The organism is Salinimonas sediminis (assembly GCF_003429285.1).
Taxonomy (GTDB): domain Bacteria; phylum Pseudomonadota; class Gammaproteobacteria; order Enterobacterales; family Alteromonadaceae; genus Alteromonas; species Alteromonas indica.
In genome coordinates this window covers 2,901,516-2,921,357 of record NZ_CP031769.1, presented here as the reverse complement: position 1 = coordinate 2,921,357, position 19,842 = coordinate 2,901,516, and the positions used below count along the sequence as shown (strand labels likewise).

Genomic DNA, 19,842 nt, shown 5'->3' with positions numbered 1-19,842 from the left:
ATGTTAGTTGGAATTCCATTGGAACAAAGCAATAGTGTAGTTAAGCCTAAAGATTGTGCAGGTGAGATGTCAGAATACATCGTAGCGGTAGCAGAAGGACGTTGTAAACGGTCTTTCGCCCGCGTATTCAGTTACTTTGCACCCAGACTACGCTCGTACGCATTAAAACAGATGGGTAATGAAGCCCTGGCAATGGAGCTGGTGCAAGACACTATGTCCAATGTCTGGCAGAAGGCGCATCTGTTTAACGCAGAAAAAGGCAGCCCTTCAACCTGGATATTTACCATTGCACGGAATATCCGTTTTGATATGCTACGCAAGCTCCAAAATCGAAAAGAAGATATTTGTTCAGACGACTTATGGCCGGTATTGTGCGAGCAAACTGCCGACGCCAATGAAACATCATTGGATGAACAAATTACGCTTGAGCAAATTGGTTTTATGTTTGAGTCATTGCCAATTAAACAAAAAGCCGTTATTGAAGCTATTTATATCGACGGTAAATCGCAGCAGGAAGTAGCTGACGAACTGAGTATCCCATTGGGGACAGTAAAGTCACGCACTCGTTTAGCGCTACAAAGATTGAAGGGTATGCTACAAGACCATGACTAAGTTCCACCCTGCACCTGAGCAGCTTAAACAGTTTGCTCAGGGTGCGTTGTCGCCTGTGGAAGCGATAATGATTTCTGCGCACTGTGATATGTGCGCGCGGTGTCAGCATGTCGTGAAAACAGAGACTGCGCGGCAGGCGAACCATGTGTTATCAGATAGCCCCAGCAATTACACCGAACATATCCGGCAAGATTTAGATTCTATGCTTGCCTCTATTACTCAGCTTCCCAAAGCCCGTCCGTTTCGAAGCTCGCGCATACCGCCTTCTATGATTGAATTAGATGGGCGCAGATTTAGTGTGCCGCGTACGCTTCGCAAGTTCATACCGACGATGGGTAATTGGTCCGGATTGGTCGGTAGGTTATGGCAGGCGCCGGTAGACATCGGTGCTTCGGGGGCAGCAAATTTTATCTATATGGGGCCGGGAGGCGGTGTACCAGAACACACCCATCGGGGCTTTGAGTTTACGCTGGTGATTGACGGCGAATTTGATGATGGTATTAATCATTATGCAGCTGGCGATTTCATTGCAATGGATGAAGAGCATACACACACGCCGCGCTCAGACGACCCTCATGGCTGTTTGGTCTTCAGTGTATTAGATCAGCCATTACATTTTACTTCGGGTATAGCGCGTTTACTCAATCCGTTTAGTCACGTTTTCTTCCGGTAGCCGGCCATTCGCCGCCGGCGCGATATGTAACTCGATATGATGCGCTATAGATATGACGCACTATAAGTAAGCTGCTGAACACACGTCATCTGTTTTGTACCCTTTATTTTCTCTGTCGCACCGCTGCTTTTGTGGTTAACGCAGCGAGTCCTTACTATCTACCTGCTAACTATCCCACCTTCATTCAGTTGGTCTGGCATTATCTACCCTGCAGTGAACTTCCCCAAGGTTAAGGCCAAATAGTTTCAGGAAAGGATGAGATTATATCTGTGCTGGAAGACCTAGGCATTTTACCGGATGATGCTGAATGCAGCGTGTGATCTACCATCTACCATCTGCCATCTGCCATCCGCCCATTACCTACACTTAACATAGGTTTGCGGTTACCCGTAAATATGGCTTATGTTAACTGGCATGGCATTAGGCGGGGCTTACAGCTTATCTTTCAACGCTGTAACGAGTGATGGTATTAAAGCCGACTATAACCGTTTCAGCAACTCCCCCCTCTATGGGGAGTGCTATAGGATTCGTAATACACAGGTAATACAGGGTCGGTAGTGCAGGACAGCCGAAGAAGGCAATTGCGAAGAGATCTTAACGTTAACCTAGGCGAATAGCACCAGATTACCACCGGCCAGTGCGCACTACACAGGCCGGCAATAGTAGAAACTAGCTGATATATTCGCTGTCCGGGTAATTCAGTTTTAACGTTTTCATGGCGTTATCGCGTAACTCGGTCAGGCCCAGTTGTTCATAACTGGATACCATAATCTCAAGGGCCTGTTGAAGCTGATCAGAATCAGGGTAATGTTCGATAACATAACGCCCACGATTAGCCGCGGCTACAAAAGCTTCTCGGCGCATATAAAAACGGGCGATAGCAATTTCATAGCGAGCTAACCGGTTTTTAATAAATACCATGCGTTTTTGAGCATCGGCTGCATATTTACTGTCAGGGTATTGCTGAATCAAGCGTCTGAAATCTTCAAAGGCCTGGCGCGACTTGGCCGGATCGCGGTCCGCGCGGTCAATATTCATCAGCTCCTGGAACAGATTGGTATCTGCTTCCATATTCACCAAACCACGCATATAAAATGCGTAATCTACATCAGAGTGATTCGGGTTTAGCCGAATAAGCCGGTCAATAGTGGCGACGGTCTCGTCAATCTTTCCCGATTTATAGTAGCTGTAAATTAGGTCCAGTTGCACCTGATGAGAAAGGGGACCGAAAGGATAACGGGAGTCCAGTGCGCTTAGTGTGTTTGCAGCGGCGGTAAAGTTACCGGCTGCCATACTGTCTTTAGCACGCTCATACATCTGTTGCGCGCCCATGTTAGCCAAGGCTGCTTTTTCTTCTGCATCATCAGAAGAGCTACACCCGGCTACAGATATCATGGCACCTACTAGCAGTGGCGCCATATAACGAAATGACTTCATAATACTTTACTCATTCCCCAAATTCGTCTTTGGTGTTGCTTCTATGCGTGATATGACAACGCATTCTAACGTACTCATTCAGACAAACACCATAGAAATCCTGCAAAGTTTACCTTAACAACCACCAAAGCTTGTTATAATAGCGGTTTTAAGACGATAAAATAGTACGTATGACCCAAACACATAATACCGTGCACCTTGAAGCGGTAACTGAACCACAACATTTTGGCCAACGGTTAGATCAGGTTTTAGCCGATTTGTTCCCTGAATATTCTCGCTCCAAGCTAAAAAGCTGGATCCTGGATGGTAATGTGACTATTAATGGCGAAGTTAACTCAACCCCCCGGCACAAAATGCTGATGGAAGAAACGGTTGAGGTCAATGCAGTTATGGAAGTGCAGACTACCAGTGAGCCCCAACATATCGAGTTGGACATTGTTTATGAAGATGACCACATACTGGTGTTAAATAAACCGGCAGATATGGTGGTGCATCCGGGCGCAGGTAATAGTGACGGTACTTTGCTTAACGCATTGTTAGCCCATGTGCCGAATATCGATAAAGTGCCCAGAGCCGGCATTGTCCACCGTTTAGACAAAGACACTACCGGATTAATGGTGGTGGCCAAAACCGTACCGGCCCAAACGCATCTGGTAGCCCAGCTTCAAGAGCGGACCATGAGCCGCGAGTACGAAGCTTTGGCCCTGGGCACCATGGTCGGCGGCGGCGAAGTCGATGCGCCAATTGGCCGCCATGCCACAAAACGCACCCTGATGGCGGTGCGGGAAACGGGCAAACCTGCAGTTACCCATTTTCGGGTAAAAGAGAAGTTTCGTGCACATACTTATATTCGATTGAAACTTGAAACTGGCCGTACCCACCAGATTCGGGTGCATATGACTCATATCAAACATCCGTTAGCCGGCGACCCGGTTTACGGCGGTCGCCCGCGTCTGCCTAAAGGTGCCAGCGATGAGTTTGTTAATATACTAAGGGCGTTCAAGCGCCAGGCTCTCCATGCTGTTCAATTGTCACTGTTTCATCCAGAAACCGAAGAGTGGATGACCTGGACTGCACCCTTACCGCAGGATATGGTGCAATTACTGGAGGTAGTCAGGGCGGATACCCGTGAAAACGGCTTTGACGATGACTAAACCTGAGCTGATTTACCCCGAATGGGCAGCGCCAGCCAATGTGACGGCGTACAGCACAACCCGTTTGGGCGGTATCAGCGAAGGGCAATACCAAGGTTTGAATGTAGGCATGCACGTAGGCGATGATTCCCAGCACGTGCAGGCTAATCGCAATGGCTTGCCTGGGGCGGATAAACTGGTTTGGTTAAATCAGGTACATGGTACCCACTGTAAACTTTTGTCGACCACGCCAGACGATCTGCCGGCGGATGCCAGTATTAGCCGCTCTACGGCCAAATGGTGCGCGGTAATGACCGCCGACTGTGTACCTATTTTACTGTGTGACCGGGACGGCAGCGAAGTGGCTGTCATCCATGCAGGGTGGCAGGGGCTTGCCCACCACATTATTGGCGGTGTAATAGCCACTATGCAAAGTGCTGCAACCGATTTGATTGCATGGATAGGACCGGCGATAAGCGGCCCATGTTATCAGGTCGATGCTACTCTAGCGGCGCGTTTTAAAGACTTTCCGGCAGCAATTAGCGCGGATCCCGTTGCTGGTAAATTTCGTTTAGATTTAAATTATATCGCCGCCGCACAGCTTTCAGCAGCTGGCGTTTCGATGGTCACCCAAAGCGGTTTGTGTACGTACCGACAACCACATCAGTTTTACTCCCATCGTTATGCCCAGCACCATCACGCCACCCCCACCGGACGTATCGTTACCGTTATCGGTCTGACTTGATATAAATCAATAAAACGCAGTGATTATTCATTAATCGACTTGAATCGTAGCCGGCCTGCACCCATAAATTAGCAATAGGTTTTGCGAGGAAAATATTATGCGTTTAGACCGATTTACCAGTAAATTTCAACTTGCTATCTCAGATGCTCAGTCACTGGCTTTAGGCCGTGATCATCAGTTTATTGAGCCGGTGCATCTGATGACGGCCATGCTCAATCAGCAGGGCGGTTCCATTCGGCCGGTGCTGGACCAAGCCGGTATCAATGTTAATGCACTACGTTCTGCGCTAAGTGAAGCGATTGAACGGCTGCCGCGGGTAGAAGGCATCGGGGGCGATGTACAGTTAAGTAAAGCCAGTGGCATGGTACTTAATGTATGCGACAAAATCGCGCAACAGCGTAAAGATGAATACATCACATCCGAGATTTTTCTGCTGGCGGCACTGGACGATAAGGGTCGGCTGGGAGATATTCTGCGCGAGCTGAACATAACCAAAGACAAAATAGAAAATGCCATTGATAAAATGCGCGGCGGTCAGAAAGTTACTGACCCCAATGCCGAAGATGTCCGCCAGGCATTAGAGAAATATACCACTGATCTGACCGAGCGGGCCGAGCAGGGCAAACTTGACCCGGTTATTGGCCGCGACGACGAAATACGCCGGGCAGTACAGGTATTGCAACGCCGCACAAAGAATAATCCAGTGTTGATTGGCGAGCCCGGGGTAGGTAAAACCGCTATTGTGGAAGGCTTGGCGCAACGCATTGTTAACGGCGAAGTGCCAGAAGGGCTGAAGAACAAACGGGTATTGTCGTTAGATATGGGAGCCCTGGTAGCAGGTGCCAAGTATCGCGGCGAATTCGAAGAACGACTAAAAGCAGTATTGAACGAGCTGGCTAAAGAAGAGGGCCGGGTTATCTTGTTTGTTGATGAATTGCACACGATGGTTGGCGCGGGTAAAGGCGATGGCGCAATGGACGCCGGAAATATGCTAAAACCTGCACTGGCCCGTGGTGAGCTTCACTGCGTAGGCGCGACTACCCTAAATGAATACCGTCAGTATATTGAAAAAGACGCCGCGCTGGAACGACGTTTCCAAAAAGTGCTGGTGGAAGAGCCCAGTGTGGAAGATACCATCGCTATATTACGCGGCTTGAAAGAGCGTTACGAGTTGCATCATTCGGTGGATATTACTGATCCGGCAATTGTGGCGGCGGCCAGCCTATCGCACCGCTATATCAGCGATCGGCAATTGCCCGATAAAGCTATCGATCTGATTGATGAGGCAGCCTCCAGCATCCGTTTACAGATCGATTCCAAACCGGAGGATATGGACCGGCTGGAGCGACGTATTATTCAGCTAAAACTGGAGGAGCAGGCATTAGCCAAAGAAACCGATGATGCCAGCCACAAGCGGCTGGAAATGATCGAGCTGGAACGTGAGCAGGCCGAGCAAAAATATAGCGAGCTGGAAACTATCTGGCACGATGAAAAAGAAGCTATGCAAGGGACCCAAACCATAAAGTCAGAGCTGGAGCAAGCCAAGCTGGATTTAGAAATTGCCCGGCGCGCCTCTGATTTAAATCGTATGTCAGAGTTACAGTATGGCCGGATTCCCGAATTGGAAATGAAGCTGGAAAAAGCGGCTGAAAATGAAACTCGCGAAACCCAGCTACTTAAGAATAAAGTTACCGATACCGAGATAGCCGAAGTATTGTCACGCTGGACAGGTATACCGGTGAATAAAATGCTTGAAGGGGAGCGCGATAAGCTATTGCGTATGGAAGAGGTGCTGCACAAACGGGTTGTCGGCCAGGCTGAAGCGGTGACGGCGGTATCAAACGCTATCCGCCGCTCAAGAGCCGGGCTGGCCGACCCGAATCGGCCTATTGGTTCGTTCCTCTTTTTAGGCCCTACCGGGGTGGGTAAAACCGAGCTGTGTAAAACGTTGGCTGGTTTTATGTTCGATACTGAAGAGGCCATGGTCCGTATTGATATGTCTGAATTTATGGAAAAACACTCGGTCGCCAGGCTGGTGGGTGCGCCACCGGGGTATGTGGGCTATGAAGAGGGCGGTTACCTTACCGAAGCTGTCAGACGCAAACCCTATTCGGTGATCCTGCTTGATGAAGTTGAAAAAGCGCACCCGGATGTGTTCAACATTCTGTTGCAGGTACTTGATGACGGCCGTTTGACCGACGGGCAGGGCCGTACCGTAGATTTTAAAAACTGTGTGGTCATTATGACCTCTAATCTGGGGTCGGATATTATCCAGGATAAACATCAGGAAAGTCAGTACGATGAAATGAAAAACATGGTGATGGAGGTGGTCGGCCAACACTTCAGGCCCGAATTTATTAACCGGGTAGATGACATTGTGGTATTTCATCCACTGGGCAAAGAGGAAATCAAATCTATTGCGAAAATTCAACTGGCTTCCCTACGGGCGCGGTTGGCTGAAAAAGGCTTTAAGTTTGAATTGTCTGCCGCCGCAATGGATAAACTGGCAGCTGCGGGTTTTGATCCTGTATTTGGCGCCAGGCCGTTAAAACGGGCAATTCAAACGCAAATTGAAAACCCGCTCGCCCAGGAATTACTGGCAGGCAATATCATGCCAGAGAGCACCATCAGGATAGATGAAGATAACGATCAGATTGTTATTCTGAAACCCGATGCTACCCGCCATTAGCCGATTTATGTGGCAAGCGGGAACCTGGGCAGGGTAAGCCGATAGAAAGAACCGCGCCGTGTCGGTATGACCGGCGAACGGGTAGTGTGAAGAAAAAGCAAGGAGGCTTGCGCGCCTCCTTGTTTACATAAAGACATTACCCGTCGCTGTATCGATATGAACAGCTGGTTTATATCATTACCTTTAGCTACAAACTTCGTAGTCAGCGTTTGGTTAGAGCGCCTGGGCTAACTTCTGGGCATCTGACTTTTCGCGAAACTGCTTTGCCAGAGTGTCATGTTCTTCCAGTAATTCTCGTGCTTCCTGCTGGCGGTCCAATTTAGCCAGGGTGTAAGCAATGTGATATTGCACAGAAGGGTCGGAAGCGTCCAGAATATAGGCTTGACGCAGCACTCCCAGTCCACCCAGGTAATCATTATCCAGAGCTAAAATCCATCCCTTAGTATCAAGCAGCGCTGCTGAACGAGGCTCTAACGCTAAGGCTTCCTCAATTAGCGCCATGGCTTTGAGTGGCGAGGTAAGCGAATAAATATTGGCCAGATTGTTTAATACGAATGCCCGGCGCGTTAATTTATCTGAGGTAAGCAGCGCCTCATACATAGGCGTAGCCTTGGTATAGTCGTTATTCAGGTAATGTAAGTCGGCCAATAAATTCTGCCCGAAAAGATTGTCGGGGTTGCTAGCGGTAACGCGCGATAAATACGTAATTAACGCCTGCCGTTTCACACCGTCTTTTGCTAACGTAAATGCTTTTAATAAAGGTGTGGTAAAGGCACTGTCCTGTTGTAGAGCTTGTAAATAGAAATCAAAACCAGCGGCTAAACTCCCGCGTGCCACGGCTAAATCACCATATAGCATCGAAACATCGGCCGAAGGGCCAAACCGTTGCGTGATTTCCTCAATCGTTAATTGCGCCTGGTTAAGCAGTTCCTGTTTAATTTGAAAGGCGGCCATATCCATATAGGGCAATGGTTCAGAAGGAACCAACCGAATAGCCGTTTCATACGACTTCATGGCCCCCTCAAAATCCTTAGCACGACGCTGAAAACGGGCCAGCGACATCAGTTTGTGTGGCTCCTTCGCCCATAGAGCGTAAACCATATTCAGCTGTGTTTTGGCGCCTTCGGCATCTTTTAACTCATTCAATATAGCCGCTTTTTGCAGATGATAGTCTGGTGATAAACGGTCGATAGCCAGAAGCGCATTTGCTTCACTTAACGCGGCTTTATTATTTCCCTCTTTACGATAAATATTGAGCAATAATTCTCGCGAACGTAAATCTTTTTTATCTAAGGTTTTCGCTGCGACTAAATGCTCGATAGCGCTTTCGGTCATGTCAGAAGCAAGGTAAATTTGCGCGGCCAGTACGCGTGCGGCAACACTGGTTTTATCCATCTTCAAGGCATCGTCGATAGCGCGCCGGGCAGCCGGATAGTTACCTTTATAGTACTGAATACGCGACCGGGCCACCAGGCCTGGAACCGAGCCGGGCTCGTCCTCTAAGATGGTGTTTACCAGCACGGTGGCTTCATCAAGCTTATTATTTCGAATCAGCAGGTCTGCGGTAATGGCCTGATAGTCGATATTGTCAGCAAATCTCGTAAGTAGCTGTTGGGCCAACGTTAATGCAGATGCAAAGTCTCGACGGTCGGTTAATAGCGCAATTTTTAATTTAAGTACTTCTTCGTTGTCGGAGTCTGCCAGTTCATTACGTAAAATTTCATTTGCTGCAGCCAGTTTGCGGGTATTAAGAAACAGTTTAGCCTGCAATACGGCGAACTGTTCTTCCCCCTGATAACGGCGGGTGAGCTCCGGTAACAGTTGTTCGCACTTAAAGGGGCGCTTTAACAACATAAATAATTCACAATTTAGTTGCGCCAAATTAAGGTTTTTAACCACCAGCTCTTCGTTTTTCTCTAACAATTTGGCTGCATCTTTATAGGCCCCGGTACGCAGCATCGCGTCAGTAAGCATACCAAGTTGCTCAGGGGTGGCATCGCGTTTTCCGATATAGCGGTTTAGCTCAGTGCTTGCCATGTCGTAATTTTTATTCAAATACGCAACGATACCCGCTATCAGGCTTAGCTCAATTTGCTCATTCAACTGCTCATCAGTCAATAAGCTCAACCGTTCGGTAAGCTCACGCAAAATTTTATCTGCGGCTAGCTGATTTTGGGTTAACGCCAGAATACGTGCTTTGAGTAACTGGTTTTGCACATCTCCGGGGGTTTGCGCTTCAATATCCGCAATCAGTTTATTGGCATGGTCATACTCCCCGGCCTCTGCCAGAGCGCCAGCATAAGCACGCATTGTGGCGGGGTTTTCTGGCGCGATAGCATAGGCTTCACGGAAAATTTCCAGACTTTGTTTTGTCTTGCCTTTAGCCGCAACAAGTTTACCCTTGGCCAACAGTGTAAAAGGTGCTTTAGGATCAAGCTGCAAAGACTTATCAAGTATTTGTTGCGCGGCATCAAGCCGCTGCAAATCAATTAACAGGTTTGTTTGAGCATTAAGCAGCGCTAAGGAGTCAGGAAAGTCTTTAAGGGTACGAGTGTAAAGCCTGACTGCAGCATCCCGTTCGTTCAGGCGTATATGCGCAGTGCCAGCCACTAACGTAACAGATAGACGCGCATCGTCGCTTAATGTGTGACGGTTAAGAATAGAAAACACTTTATTGTACATGCCAGCAAACAAATAAGCCCGCGACAACGGCGGCATTACCAGATCTTCATCACCGCCAGCCAGCAATACTTCTTCGAGCTCATCAATGGCTTCACCCACATACCCGTCGATTAATAAAATACGGCCCATAAGCAGCTTGGAAGGCAAATGATCCGGGTTATCGCGTAAAACCTGTTTCAGTACCAGGTAAGAGGCCTGTACGTCACCTTGTACAAAAGAGGTAAGCGCGTCATCATACGACTGCGCCTCATCAGCAAATACCACAGTATGGCTGGCAAGCATCACTCCCAGCAAACATCCTTTCAATCGACTTCTCACGGTAACCTCGTAGAAACTCGCTTTTTTATATCTAGTTAGTGTACACAAAAAAGCCCCGACATGGTCGAGGCTTTAGGTATGAAAATTATGACTTACTTGTGACGTTTGCGCATTGTCAGCAAGCCAAGGCTTAGCAACATTAATAATGCGGTAGCCGGAGCTGGCACATCCACAGGCGGTTCTTCGTCCGATTTGTGGGTGGTAAGGGCTAATAGTTTGAATTTGTCATAATCATGGTCATTACCCGCACCAAATACATTCTTATATGCACCGATAATCCAATATTTGGCTTCTTTAGCGACAGAGGTAAGATCGAAACTACCATAACCGACATCGGTGAAGCTTGTGCTAAATATTGCCTGCGACGCTACACCTGCCCAGGTGCTTCCAGATAGGCTTGGCAGTGAATCAAAAGCAGCAATAGAAATGTCGGAGTCGTTATAATAGGAACCTAATTTTAATGACGTTAAGCTGACTGCGTCACTAAACGAAAACAACAGCATATCGGTGTCTTTATAGTTATCGATATAATGTTGTTCACTGTAACCACCATTTCGGTTGTAAGCTAAAAGCCCATAAGAATTATTGGTGACATAAGCGGACTCAACTTTATCCGGGCCACTGATATCATAAGTATCTGACCATGCAGAAATCGCAAGGTTGACACCGTCTTGGTTCATTGTTAGTGAATTACCATAATAGCCAGGGGCGGTGTTAACAATATCCCGATTGCTACTCCTAAAATCCCACGTAGTATCAGCAGCTTGTGCACCTGATATTCCTATTGTCAGCATGCTAATCAGGCCTAATGCCTTATAAATGCTCTTCATAATTATTTTCCTATATACCCAAGCTTAGCCTACCTTGGCTTATACAAGAGCTGTGCCATATGTAAAATCTTATATATATCAGCAATTTGTAATTTTTACATGCTGCGGATCATTTTAATTGTAAAAAAAACCGACAATCATAAGTTGCTGACAATTCGCTGGTTTATTATGACACCGATTAAACATTGAGCACGTATATAGCCCAATACCCCCGTATTGTGAGCGCTGATGAGATTTGTGTAACTTCCAGTTTCATATGAAATTATTTCCGGTTAAATGAAACTCAGGATTAGATCATGAAAAATCACCTAAGATACAGATTTTTAAGTGGTTTTTACTGATTGGTATTAAAACTCTAACTAGCTGGTTGTGCAGTTGGTTCTATACTCTAATAGAAAAATCGCTCTAGAACGGCGAGATGTATTAAGATTTTGCACTCAAATTAGTTGCATGTGCGATCTTTTTTGGACATGAAACTGATTGGCAGACCTATACAGCTACATCTATTTCTGGAGCTATAGCTACCTCAGCAGCAACTGGTGTCAATAATTTTGCAACGATAATCCAGGCTACTGTTATAAAACATCTCGATGTAATCCAAGGTATCGCTTCTCGCTTCTCGCATCTTTGCGCGATAAGCAGACCTTTATAATTCGCTCATGCTTTTGCAGCCGGAGGATGCTTCAGCTGTCCACTTCCCCTAAACTGAGACAGACGGTCACTAGTATGGATTAGCTTCTCCAAGGACAGTGTTTTTGCATAATTTTTTCTGTTTGAAAACTACTTTTGAGAGAGTTGAGTTTTAAAAGGATTGTTGTTAGATTGTTTGAATGAAATGCATTTTAACGCCTACTTTATTCTTCTGGTGGCGCTCTAATTAGAGCGGCACTGAATTCTTACATTCTTAAGCTGCTGGAAGTTAGCTAAGAATGTAATTTCTTTTGTATCTCCAGTAGCAATCTTTTCTAATTAGGAGATATACCTATGGATTCAAAACAAGATACTGATAAAAAAGAAATTGTTTTAACCGGAGATAGAGCTACGGGCGCGTTACACCTAGGGCATTATGTCGGTTCTCTAAAGCAGCGTGTAGATTTACAGGCAATTCATGAGCAAACCATTCTTGTTGCTGATATGCAAGGTCTTACTGATAATGCCCATAATCCGAGAAAAGTGTCATCCAACATTCTTAATGTCGTTGCAGATTACCTAGCTGTTGGTATTGATCCGTCTAAAACAACTATCTGCCTTCAATCACAACTACCCGCCCTTGCTGAGTTGACTATGTATTACAGCAACCTTGTGACCATCAGTCGGTTAGAGCGAAATCCAACAGTCAAAAGTGAAATCCAAAACAAAGGATTTGAAAGATCTATCCCTGCTGGCTTTTTGACATATCCAATATCTCAAGCGGCTGATATAACGGGCTTTAACGCAACATTAGTTCCTGTTGGGGATGACCAATTACCAATGCTAGAGCAAACCAATGAGATAGTGAGAAAGGTTAACACAATAGCAGGGCGTATTGTTTTGAATGAATGTAGACCTTTATTGAGTAATGCATCACGTTTACCTAGTACGGATGGGAAAAATAAGATGTCTAAGTCGATGAGCAACGCCATTAATCTTGGAGCTACCGAAAAAGAGATCTCCGCAGCGATCAAATCGATATATACCGACCCTAATCACCTAAGAGTCGAAGATCCCGGTAATATCAAAGGAAATGTTGTATTTACCTATCTCGATGCTTTTCATCCAGATGAGAACTATATCAGCCAACTAAAAGAGCACTATCAAAGTGGAGGTCTTGGCGACGGTACAACGAAAAAAATACTGGAAGAGTGTTTACAGGACATGCTTCGACCAATAAGAGAGAAAAGAACAGAGTTTTTACATGATAAGGCACAACTAGTTGATATTTTGGTCAAAGGAAGTCAAATCTCTAGAGATAAAACAGAAAAAGTGCTTTTCGATGTGAAAGATATTTTTGGACTGAATATTCTATGAATAACTTGTTTTCAACAGTCAGCTTCAAGAAGGCTAATGTGAATTAGTCTCGACTTAATCTGACACTTCTTCTTGAAAAGATGAGAGTTACCCGTTTTGATAAAGGTGTCGAATCTTTAATCAAAACAAAATAGGTAACTCTCATGTTGCATACTAGCAATCCAATCATCAAACACAAAGCAGGACTGTTAAATCTGGCTGAAGAGCTGGGCAATGTATCGAAGGCCTGCAAAGTGATGGGCGTGTCTCGTGACACGTTTTATCGGTATCAGGAGTTGGTTGAAGAAGGCGGTGTTGATTCGCTGATTAACCGTTCAAGACGCACACCTAATCTCAAGAACAGGGTCGATGAGCAGACCGAACAAGCTGTCATAGCTCACGCCATTGAGTTTCCCGCTCACGGTCAAGCCAGAACAAGTAATGAGCTGCGTAAAGCAGGCGTGTTCGTTTCAGGCAGCGGTGTTCGCTCGATATGGCTCAGACATAATCTGGAAAACTTCAAAAAGCGACTTGCCGCACTGGAAGCCAAAGTTGAAAGCGAAGGCATCATTTTGACCGATGAGCAGGTTGCCGCGCTTGAGAAGAAAAAGCAGGATGATGAGGCCTGCGGTGAGATTGAAACACACCATCCCGGCTATCTAGGCTCGCAAGATACCTTCTACGTCGGCAACCTCAAAGGTGTCGGCCGCATTTACCAGCAAACCTTCGTTGATACCTACAGTAAAATTGCGTTCGCCAAGCTCTACACGACCAAAACGCCAATCACCTCGGCCGACATCCTCAACGACAGAGTGTTGCCGTTCTTTGAGGCTCAGGAGCTGCCCATGCTGCGGATTCTGACAGACAGGGGCACAGAATATTGTGGCAAAGTGGAACAGCATGATTATCAGCTCTACTTAGCCATCAACGATATCGACCACACAAAAACCAAGGCGCGACATCCGCAAACCAATGGGATCTGTGAGCGATTCCACAAAACCATCCTGAATGAATTCTATCAGGTCACCTTCCGCAAAAAGCTCTATGACTCGCTGGAAGCATTACAGAAAGATCTGGACGAGTGGCTGGAATACTACAACAATGGAAGGACTCATCAGGGCAAAATGTGCTGCGGCAGAACGCCAATGGAAACATTAACCGATGGGAAGCAGATTTGGGCTGAGAAGAACTTAGCTCAAAGCTAATCTGACACTGGCACCGTGAAACGGGTAACTGTCAGATCAGGTCTGAGCTAGTACAGCTAATGGTTGTACCTCTTGAAGCTATTTGCCTCTATCTGAGATACTTTGAATTATACGAATTTAGTAAAAACAGTTAGTGTCGGGAACTCACTTTTGTACAAAAACGTATTTGAGCGAATTTCCGCTCATCGCTCATTGAACTGATAGTTATCTGTGTGATTCATAGACATCATTTCACTTTTCGTAGTTGAAGATCACGCTGATAATTCGATAGCTGAATGCGCTCATTTTCAGTTTCGTAGTTAGCGTGAACGTCTTCCCAGAGCAGTGTTTTTTCAAGGCGTTCACATACTATATCCATTGGGGTTTTACCTTTGAATGAGCCGTGAGCGCGTTGCCAATTGTAGTAATGCTGCCACTCAGGTAACGTTTCGTTTTTGAGTTCTTCCAAATCCAAATTAACGGTCGAATAAAACTCTTCTTTGTCAGCTCTTTGTGACCTTTCAACTTTGCCATTTAAGTGAGGTGAGCCTGGCTTATTAGGGCGAAATTTAATGCCATGCTCCATCAATTTGAGCTGTACTTCTTCAGCAAAAAACTCCGTTCCGCGATCAGCTTGAACTCGCTGTATCGGGAATGGCATTTCTTCTATTACCTTATCGATGAAGGTAAGAGTGCCGCTTTGTGCAAATAGCGGTCATCGCTCACCTCTAACTGTAACTTCAGCTAAACGCCCTAAGCGGACCAAGCAAGTTATTCAATAGAGCGGAAAATGAGAGAGTAAGAAAAGGTCTATTCAAAAGTAAGGGTAGAGTCTATAAAATCGGGGGAAGATCAGTGGGCCTTCTAATATCAGGAATAAAATTTCTTTTTCATAAACGGGGGATCGTGCTGCGATTTCGTTTGGCTTATCCATTCGAAGCCATGCATCTAACAACTCTGTTGTGACTGGGGCAAGCGTCAGGCTAACTGCTAGATACGACCCACCATCAGCCAAGGGATGCACTTGCCCGACTGCTGGTAAATCCACTGAGATAACAAAATAAATGGCAGGATCATAACGGTAAGTTTGGTCATCAACTGGCACATATTTGTGATGCTATCTCGGTTGCACTAAGCGTGACGTGGCTATCAACGTTTTCTGTACGCTAAATTTTTGATTGATAAACAAATTCTATATTGTTTCCATCTGGGTCAAATACATAAGTAGCATAGTAATCGTCGTGATAATGGTGTCTGATTCCTGGTGGTCCATTGTCACTCCCTCCATTTATCAAGGCGAGCTTATATAGTTCATTCACTTGTTCAGTTGAATCTGCCTTGAAAGCAATGTGTATACAGGCGGCAGGACTATCCTGATCGTGGATCCAGAAACAAGGGTAACCATTTATCCCATATCCACAGCGCATGCCACCGAATTTATTACGGTGTGATGGGATGTCGATGACAATCGACAACCCCAGAGCAGAAAGAGTGCGTGAATAAAATAGCTTTGCTAATGCCCCATCCGCTACGGGGATTTCTATATGGTCTAATACACTCATAGTGAATTCACTCTTAGGTTTGAGATGCGCCACCATCGGCAAATAACTCCACACCATTCACATAACTGGAGGCATCACTTGCCAGAAATGCAACAACCGATGCGATTTCTTCTGGTTCTCCAATCCTGCCAATGGGGCTCTTATTTTTCAAAAAGGCCATTCCCTCTTCTGCATGCTCACCAAAGGCTTCTCGCAGAGAATCGGTATTCGTTGGGCCTGGGCTTACAATGTTAATGCGGATCCCTTTCCCTTTTAGTTCGCTAACCCAAGAACGTAGCATATTTCTAACCGCAGCTTTAGTCCCACCGTAAATACTCATTGTTGGACCAGGATCTATCGAAGCAGATGAACCAATAATAATAGCGCTAGCTGATGAACCAAAGACGGCTAAAGCTCCCTGCATAGTAAGCACAACTCCTTTCACATTCGTCGCAAATTGTTTGTCGATTTGCTGTTCAGTGATTTGGCCCAGAGGAGCGTGCTCTCCGCCACCTGCGTTTGCTACCAAAATGTCTAACCGGCCAAATTGATTTCGTATTTCGGAAAACAGGTCGTTTAAGCTACTTTGGCTCGTGACATCGGATGCAATACCAACAGTATCCCCACCAATTTTATTTACTGCGATATCTAGTTCTGGCTTTCCCCTTCCTGTCAATACTACTTTTACACCTTCATCAGCCAGCTTTTTAGCAATAGCAAAACCAATCCCTTTACTTGCTCCTGTGACAAGCGCTACCTTTCCATTCAAATTCAGCATACAATACCTTCTTTAGTGACTACTATAGCATACTATAGTGACCACTAAAGATTGATCTGTCAATAGCGTTTTTATCTAGGAGGCATAGTTGTTTACATCAAATATTTCATATCAAGAGCGCATTGAAAAACAAACATCCAGACGAACCTTTGATCGGAGTAAGGGTATAGCAGTGGCGAAAAGTTTGTTTCATGAGTGCGGGTTTGATGCAGTGGGTATAGCTAAGCTGACTCAGGCATTAAATATCAATCCTCCCAGTTTATATGCAGCATACGGCAGTAAGGCAAATTTATTTGAGTTTGCCATAGAGGCCTATATCGCAGAAAATAATTTGCCTGTGAATGAAATTTTAGCGCCTGAAAGAGACACTTCGGACGCACTTAAAGAGTTAGTACATCAAGCAGCCTGTTTATACGTTCGTTCAGAAACAGAACGTGGCTGCATGGTCGCTGAGGGAATGCGTGCAGCGGATCAAAAAGCACGAATGATCTCGAACTACTACTGTAAATTATCTCGTGAGTTTATTAAGAATTTCATAGTTCAGAAAGAACCAGACAAAGCTGAAGAATTGGCTGACTATATAGTCGTTTCTCTGCAAGGGCTATCGGCCGCAGCATTTGCAGGTTTACCTGCTTCTCGGGTTTTGAGCGTAGCAAACCTGACAGGAATAGGCATTTCTTCGCTCATTAGCTCCTAAACTAGAGGTGATAAGGAATTGCAGACGCTGAATCTTGGGTTCACTCGTTCCTTTTTGGCACCCGCTATCTGAGTCTAAACCTTGCAATATCTTTAGACGGAGGCAGGCCAAAGAATCTGGCATATTCTCGACTGAATTGATTGGGGCTTTCATAACCAACGCCAAAAGCAATAGTAGTCGCATTCCCTTCTCCGGCTAACAACGAAGAGCGCGCTGTAAGCAGGCGTATACGCTTTTGAAACTGCAATGGGCTTAGGGCTGTAACCGACTTAAAATGTCGGTAAAATGCCGACACACTTAATGATGCCATCTCTGCAAGTTCTTCTATCGGGATAGACTTTTCGAAGTTTCCTCTCAGCCAATTAATCGCCACGCTAATACGGGCAAGTGCCGCATCCGGCGTAGCAATATCGCGCAGCATCCAACCAAGTGGCCCTTGTAATATTCGAAATAAAATTTCCCTTTCATAAACGGGGGACAGTGCCTCGATCTCATTTGGCTTATATAGCGCTGGGCAGTATTTATGGCAAGCAAAAGGTCCGGCCTTAGTCAACTGGGAAGTCCACCCCGATAACTCAAATCCTCGCGTAGATAGGCTTCTATCTGGTATCGTTTTCTTTCGAACTATTCCCAGTATATCATCGTAATACTTTTTGTGGCTATTAGAGAACAACCAACAGGCAGTAGAGCCCTTCTCACCATTTAACCATGAGTGATGCAGTTATTACCTGAGTACGGGTCTAATGAAATAGTCTCTGTCTCACAGTTACCCCAACATTCAGCGCAGAATTAATTTCTGAGCTATCATGGATTAAATTACTTGCGTCTAAAACTGCCGAAAATTTTAAATACCAATCTTAACAGCAAGTTTAAGGTTAACTTTCGTTCTTACAGCCGTTGTTTACACCCTGCAATAAATTCGATTATTAAACCTTTGTTTGGTTTTGAAAGTACAAATTCTTTTAACTATCACTCTGATAATTTATAGAGGGTTCAAGTATGAAATATTCAAAGTTTTTTGCAATGATTGCAACATCGACAATCGCGATGTTCGGATTAATGTATTTAAATACATATGCTATGTCACATGTCTTCTTTAGTGAAACAAGAACCTATATGGCCATTTATATGGGCGCAGTTATGGCCATTATTATGTTGGCATTTATGTTGGGTATGTATAGTAACAAAAAGTTAAATATCAGTATTTTTGTCGGCGCCTTTATCATATTCATTTTAGGCGTATTCCTGGTCCGGTCGCAAACCACCGTATCAGATACTTCTTACATGAAAGCCATGATTCCGCACCATTCAATCGCGATTCTTACCAGTGAGCGTTCGAATATTGAAGACAAACGCACCAGAGAATTAGCAAATGGCATTATCAAGGCGCAACGCAAAGAAATTAAAGAAATGAAATGGCTGATTGACGATATCGAAAAAAATGGCAAGGCCAAAACTGCTACAGAGGCTGCAAATCGCCCCATTCCTGACTTTGAAGGCAAGCTATAACCGGAGCATATTTCATGAGCAAGAAAGCAATCATTTATCGAATGGTTACCGATGAGCATATTTGTCCGTATGGCCTGCGCTCTGTCGACCTGTTAAAAAGAGAAGGGTACGATATTGAAGACCATAAATTAACGTCTCGGGAAGAAACTGACCGCTTTAAAGAAAAGCATGATGTTGAAACAACCCCGCAAACCTTTATAGACAATAAGCGCGTGGGTGGCTACGACGAGCTGCGTGAGTTTTTTGATAAAGATGAAGCTGGTCAGCAGGGCACCACCTATACACCGGTTATCGCTATATTCTCGGTAGCCGCGCTATTAACACTTGCACTTCAATGGTTTGTATCAGGTGACTTTTTCTCTATTCGAACATTGATGCTGTTTATAGCGTTTTCTATGACGCTGTTAGCGGTTCAGAAACTTCAGGACCTATATAGCTTTACCAACTCTTTCATTACTTACGATTTGTTGGCAATGAAATGGGTTCGATACGGGTATATTTACCCGTTTGTCGAAGCTTATGTCGGTATTGGTATGGTGGCACAATTGCCCGCGCTTATCGTTGCACCTTTCTCGTTATTTATCGGTACGGTGGGGGCGGTATCGGTGATTAAAGCCGTGTACATAGACAAGCGAGAATTGAAATGTGCCTGTGTAGGTGGCGACAGCAACGTGCCCTTAGGCTTTATCTCACTGTCAGAGAACCTGTTTATGATAGTAGGGGCGTTGATTATGTTGTTCTGGTAGAGGGTGGCATAAATTCTGCTTTTTGTAGAGAAATTGAGTGAACAAAACGGTGACATTATGCAATTATATTCAAACTTTTTTTCTACAAACTCTCTTACTACTCAGCCTAAAACTGAGCAAAATCAGACGCAAGGGGGCTGTAATAAAGCCGACAGTAAAGATGAGAATAAACAAAGCTTCAAAGATATTTTGAGTAGCCTTGAAGGCAAAAAGTAGTACCTTCTTCTCATTCTATAAAAAAGGCCGGCAAGTTATTGCCGGCCTTTTTTTATTTGTTTTTTC

The 19,842-nt window shown here is 45.3% G+C and carries 18 protein-coding genes and 1 pseudogene; 11 read left to right on the top strand and 8 right to left on the bottom strand.

The window, feature by feature from the left end:
• Both D0Y50_RS12930 and D0Y50_RS12925 read left to right on the top strand, forming a co-directional pair.
• The gene (locus tag D0Y50_RS12930) at positions 1 to 612 is read left to right on the top strand and encodes a sigma-70 family RNA polymerase sigma factor (protein ID WP_108566083.1); all 612 of its coding nucleotides are present in this window, start codon (positions 1 to 3) and stop codon (positions 610 to 612) included.
• The gene (locus D0Y50_RS12925; RefSeq protein WP_117317314.1) at positions 605 to 1,285 is read left to right on the top strand and encodes a ChrR family anti-sigma-E factor; all 681 of its coding nucleotides are present in this window, start codon (positions 605 to 607) and stop codon (positions 1,283 to 1,285) included. Before D0Y50_RS12930 ends, D0Y50_RS12925 begins: the two co-directional genes overlap by 8 nt.
• 669 nt (positions 1,286 to 1,954) lie before the next feature.
• Here D0Y50_RS12925 and D0Y50_RS12920 read toward each other — a convergent pair.
• A complete protein-coding gene (locus D0Y50_RS12920; RefSeq protein ID WP_117317312.1) occupies positions 1,955 to 2,722 on the bottom strand; it encodes an outer membrane protein assembly factor BamD in 768 nt (255 codons plus the stop codon).
• A 170-nt stretch (positions 2,723 to 2,892) separates the two neighbouring features.
• Here D0Y50_RS12920 and rluD point away from each other — a divergent pair, with 170 nt between their 5' ends.
• The 3 genes from rluD to clpB all read left to right on the top strand — a co-directional run bounded on the left by rluD (position 2,893) and on the right by clpB (position 7,289).
• Positions 2,893 to 3,876 carry a 23S rRNA pseudouridine(1911/1915/1917) synthase RluD gene (rluD, locus tag D0Y50_RS12915; protein ID WP_108566086.1) on the top strand — a complete coding sequence of 328 codons (984 nt, stop codon included), beginning with the start codon at positions 2,893 to 2,895 and terminating at the stop codon, positions 3,874 to 3,876.
• Positions 3,869 to 4,600 (top strand): peptidoglycan editing factor PgeF, encoded by a 732-nt coding sequence (gene pgeF, locus D0Y50_RS12910; RefSeq protein ID WP_117317310.1) that lies wholly within the window; start codon positions 3,869 to 3,871, stop codon positions 4,598 to 4,600. Before rluD ends, pgeF begins: the two co-directional genes overlap by 8 nt.
• Positions 4,601 to 4,697: 97 nt before the next feature.
• Entirely contained in the window at positions 4,698 to 7,289 is a 2,592-nt protein-coding gene (gene clpB / locus D0Y50_RS12905; RefSeq protein ID WP_108566088.1) for an ATP-dependent chaperone ClpB, read from the top strand.
• Positions 7,290 to 7,502: 213 nt separating this feature from the next.
• Here the strand turns inward: clpB and D0Y50_RS12900 are convergent, their stop codons facing one another.
• Both D0Y50_RS12900 and xdp1 read right to left on the bottom strand, forming a co-directional pair.
• Positions 7,503 to 10,289, bottom strand: a complete 2,787-nt coding sequence (locus tag D0Y50_RS12900; protein WP_147318243.1) for a tetratricopeptide repeat protein — start codon at positions 10,287 to 10,289, stop codon at positions 7,503 to 7,505.
• A 92-nt stretch (positions 10,290 to 10,381) separates the two neighbouring features.
• Positions 10,382 to 11,119, bottom strand: coding sequence for an exosortase-dependent surface protein XDP1 (gene xdp1 / locus D0Y50_RS12895; RefSeq protein WP_108566090.1), 738 nt, complete (start codon positions 11,117 to 11,119; stop codon positions 10,382 to 10,384).
• A 984-nt stretch (positions 11,120 to 12,103) separates the two neighbouring features.
• Here xdp1 and trpS point away from each other — a divergent pair.
• Together trpS and D0Y50_RS12885 are read left to right on the top strand one after the other, a co-directional pair.
• Entirely contained in the window at positions 12,104 to 13,126 is a 1,023-nt protein-coding gene (gene trpS, locus D0Y50_RS12890) for a tryptophan--tRNA ligase (RefSeq protein WP_117317305.1), read from the top strand.
• A 143-nt stretch (positions 13,127 to 13,269) separates the two neighbouring features.
• Entirely contained in the window at positions 13,270 to 14,310 is a 1,041-nt protein-coding gene (locus D0Y50_RS12885; RefSeq protein WP_117315792.1) for an IS481 family transposase, read from the top strand.
• Positions 14,311 to 14,536: 226 nt separating this feature from the next.
• Here the strand turns inward: D0Y50_RS12885 and D0Y50_RS12880 are convergent.
• From D0Y50_RS12880 to D0Y50_RS12865, 4 genes and pseudogenes are all read right to left on the bottom strand, one after another.
• Positions 14,537 to 14,989, bottom strand: a pseudogene (locus tag D0Y50_RS12880) (integrase core domain-containing protein); the annotation flags it as partial.
• 114 nt (positions 14,990 to 15,103) lie between these two features.
• Positions 15,104 to 15,394 (bottom strand): AraC family transcriptional regulator, encoded by a 291-nt coding sequence (locus D0Y50_RS20070; RefSeq protein WP_108566093.1) that lies wholly within the window; start codon positions 15,392 to 15,394, stop codon positions 15,104 to 15,106.
• Positions 15,395 to 15,455: 61 nt separating this feature from the next.
• Complete coding sequence (locus tag D0Y50_RS12870; protein WP_108566139.1) at positions 15,456 to 15,851, bottom strand: VOC family protein; 396 nt, start codon at positions 15,849 to 15,851, stop codon at positions 15,456 to 15,458.
• A gap of 13 nt (positions 15,852 to 15,864) precedes the next feature.
• Positions 15,865 to 16,608: an SDR family NAD(P)-dependent oxidoreductase gene (locus tag D0Y50_RS12865; RefSeq protein WP_108566094.1), complete on the bottom strand. Its 744-nt coding sequence runs from the start codon at positions 16,606 to 16,608 to the stop codon at positions 15,865 to 15,867.
• Between the two features lie 88 nt (positions 16,609 to 16,696).
• Between D0Y50_RS12865 and D0Y50_RS12860 the strand changes: the two genes are divergently transcribed.
• Positions 16,697 to 17,305, top strand: coding sequence for a TetR/AcrR family transcriptional regulator (locus D0Y50_RS12860; protein ID WP_117317303.1), 609 nt, complete (start codon positions 16,697 to 16,699; stop codon positions 17,303 to 17,305).
• Between the two features lie 64 nt (positions 17,306 to 17,369).
• Here D0Y50_RS12860 and D0Y50_RS12855 read toward each other — a convergent pair whose 3' ends face one another.
• A complete protein-coding gene (locus D0Y50_RS12855; protein ID WP_218023539.1) occupies positions 17,370 to 17,858 on the bottom strand; it encodes a helix-turn-helix domain-containing protein in 489 nt (162 codons plus the stop codon).
• Between the two features lie 446 nt (positions 17,859 to 18,304).
• On the opposite strand from D0Y50_RS12855, the gene D0Y50_RS12850 reads away from it, so the two are divergent.
• The 3 genes from D0Y50_RS12850 to D0Y50_RS19550 are packed head-to-tail and all read left to right on the top strand — an operon-like array spanning position 18,305 to position 19,776.
• Positions 18,305 to 18,814 carry a DUF305 domain-containing protein gene (locus D0Y50_RS12850; protein ID WP_108566097.1) on the top strand — a complete coding sequence of 170 codons (510 nt, stop codon included), beginning with the start codon at positions 18,305 to 18,307 and terminating at the stop codon, positions 18,812 to 18,814.
• A gap of 14 nt (positions 18,815 to 18,828) precedes the next feature.
• The gene (locus tag D0Y50_RS12845) at positions 18,829 to 19,560 is read left to right on the top strand and encodes a MauE/DoxX family redox-associated membrane protein (RefSeq protein ID WP_108566098.1); all 732 of its coding nucleotides are present in this window, start codon (positions 18,829 to 18,831) and stop codon (positions 19,558 to 19,560) included.
• A gap of 33 nt (positions 19,561 to 19,593) precedes the next feature.
• The gene (locus tag D0Y50_RS19550; protein ID WP_218023538.1) at positions 19,594 to 19,776 is read left to right on the top strand and encodes a hypothetical protein; all 183 of its coding nucleotides are present in this window, start codon (positions 19,594 to 19,596) and stop codon (positions 19,774 to 19,776) included.
• Positions 19,777 to 19,842: the final 66 nt, after the last annotated feature.

Bases quoted from the DNA above. Each gene is read 5' to 3' on its own strand.
- trpS (WP_117317305.1), top strand. From the start codon at position 12,104: ATGGATTCAAAACAAGATACTGATAAAAAAGAAATTGTTTTAACCGGA.
- D0Y50_RS12920 (WP_117317312.1), bottom strand. From the start codon at position 2,722: ATGAAGTCATTTCGTTATATGGCGCCACTGCTAGTAGGTGCCATGATA.
- D0Y50_RS12925 (WP_117317314.1), top strand. From the start codon at position 605: ATGACTAAGTTCCACCCTGCACCTGAGCAGCTTAAACAGTTTGCTCAG.
- D0Y50_RS12930 (WP_108566083.1), top strand. From the start codon at position 1: ATGTTAGTTGGAATTCCATTGGAACAAAGCAATAGTGTAGTTAAGCCT.
- D0Y50_RS12845 (WP_108566098.1), top strand. From the start codon at position 18,829: ATGAGCAAGAAAGCAATCATTTATCGAATGGTTACCGATGAGCATATT.
- pgeF (WP_117317310.1), top strand. From the start codon at position 3,869: ATGACTAAACCTGAGCTGATTTACCCCGAATGGGCAGCGCCAGCCAAT.
- D0Y50_RS12885 (WP_117315792.1), top strand. From the start codon at position 13,270: ATGTTGCATACTAGCAATCCAATCATCAAACACAAAGCAGGACTGTTA.
- D0Y50_RS12865 (WP_108566094.1), bottom strand. From the start codon at position 16,608: ATGCTGAATTTGAATGGAAAGGTAGCGCTTGTCACAGGAGCAAGTAAA.
- D0Y50_RS12850 (WP_108566097.1), top strand. From the start codon at position 18,305: ATGAAATATTCAAAGTTTTTTGCAATGATTGCAACATCGACAATCGCG.
- xdp1 (WP_108566090.1), bottom strand. From the start codon at position 11,119: ATGAAGAGCATTTATAAGGCATTAGGCCTGATTAGCATGCTGACAATA.
- rluD (WP_108566086.1), top strand. From the start codon at position 2,893: ATGACCCAAACACATAATACCGTGCACCTTGAAGCGGTAACTGAACCA.
- D0Y50_RS12870 (WP_108566139.1), bottom strand. From the start codon at position 15,851: ATGAGTGTATTAGACCATATAGAAATCCCCGTAGCGGATGGGGCATTA.
- clpB (WP_108566088.1), top strand. From the start codon at position 4,698: ATGCGTTTAGACCGATTTACCAGTAAATTTCAACTTGCTATCTCAGAT.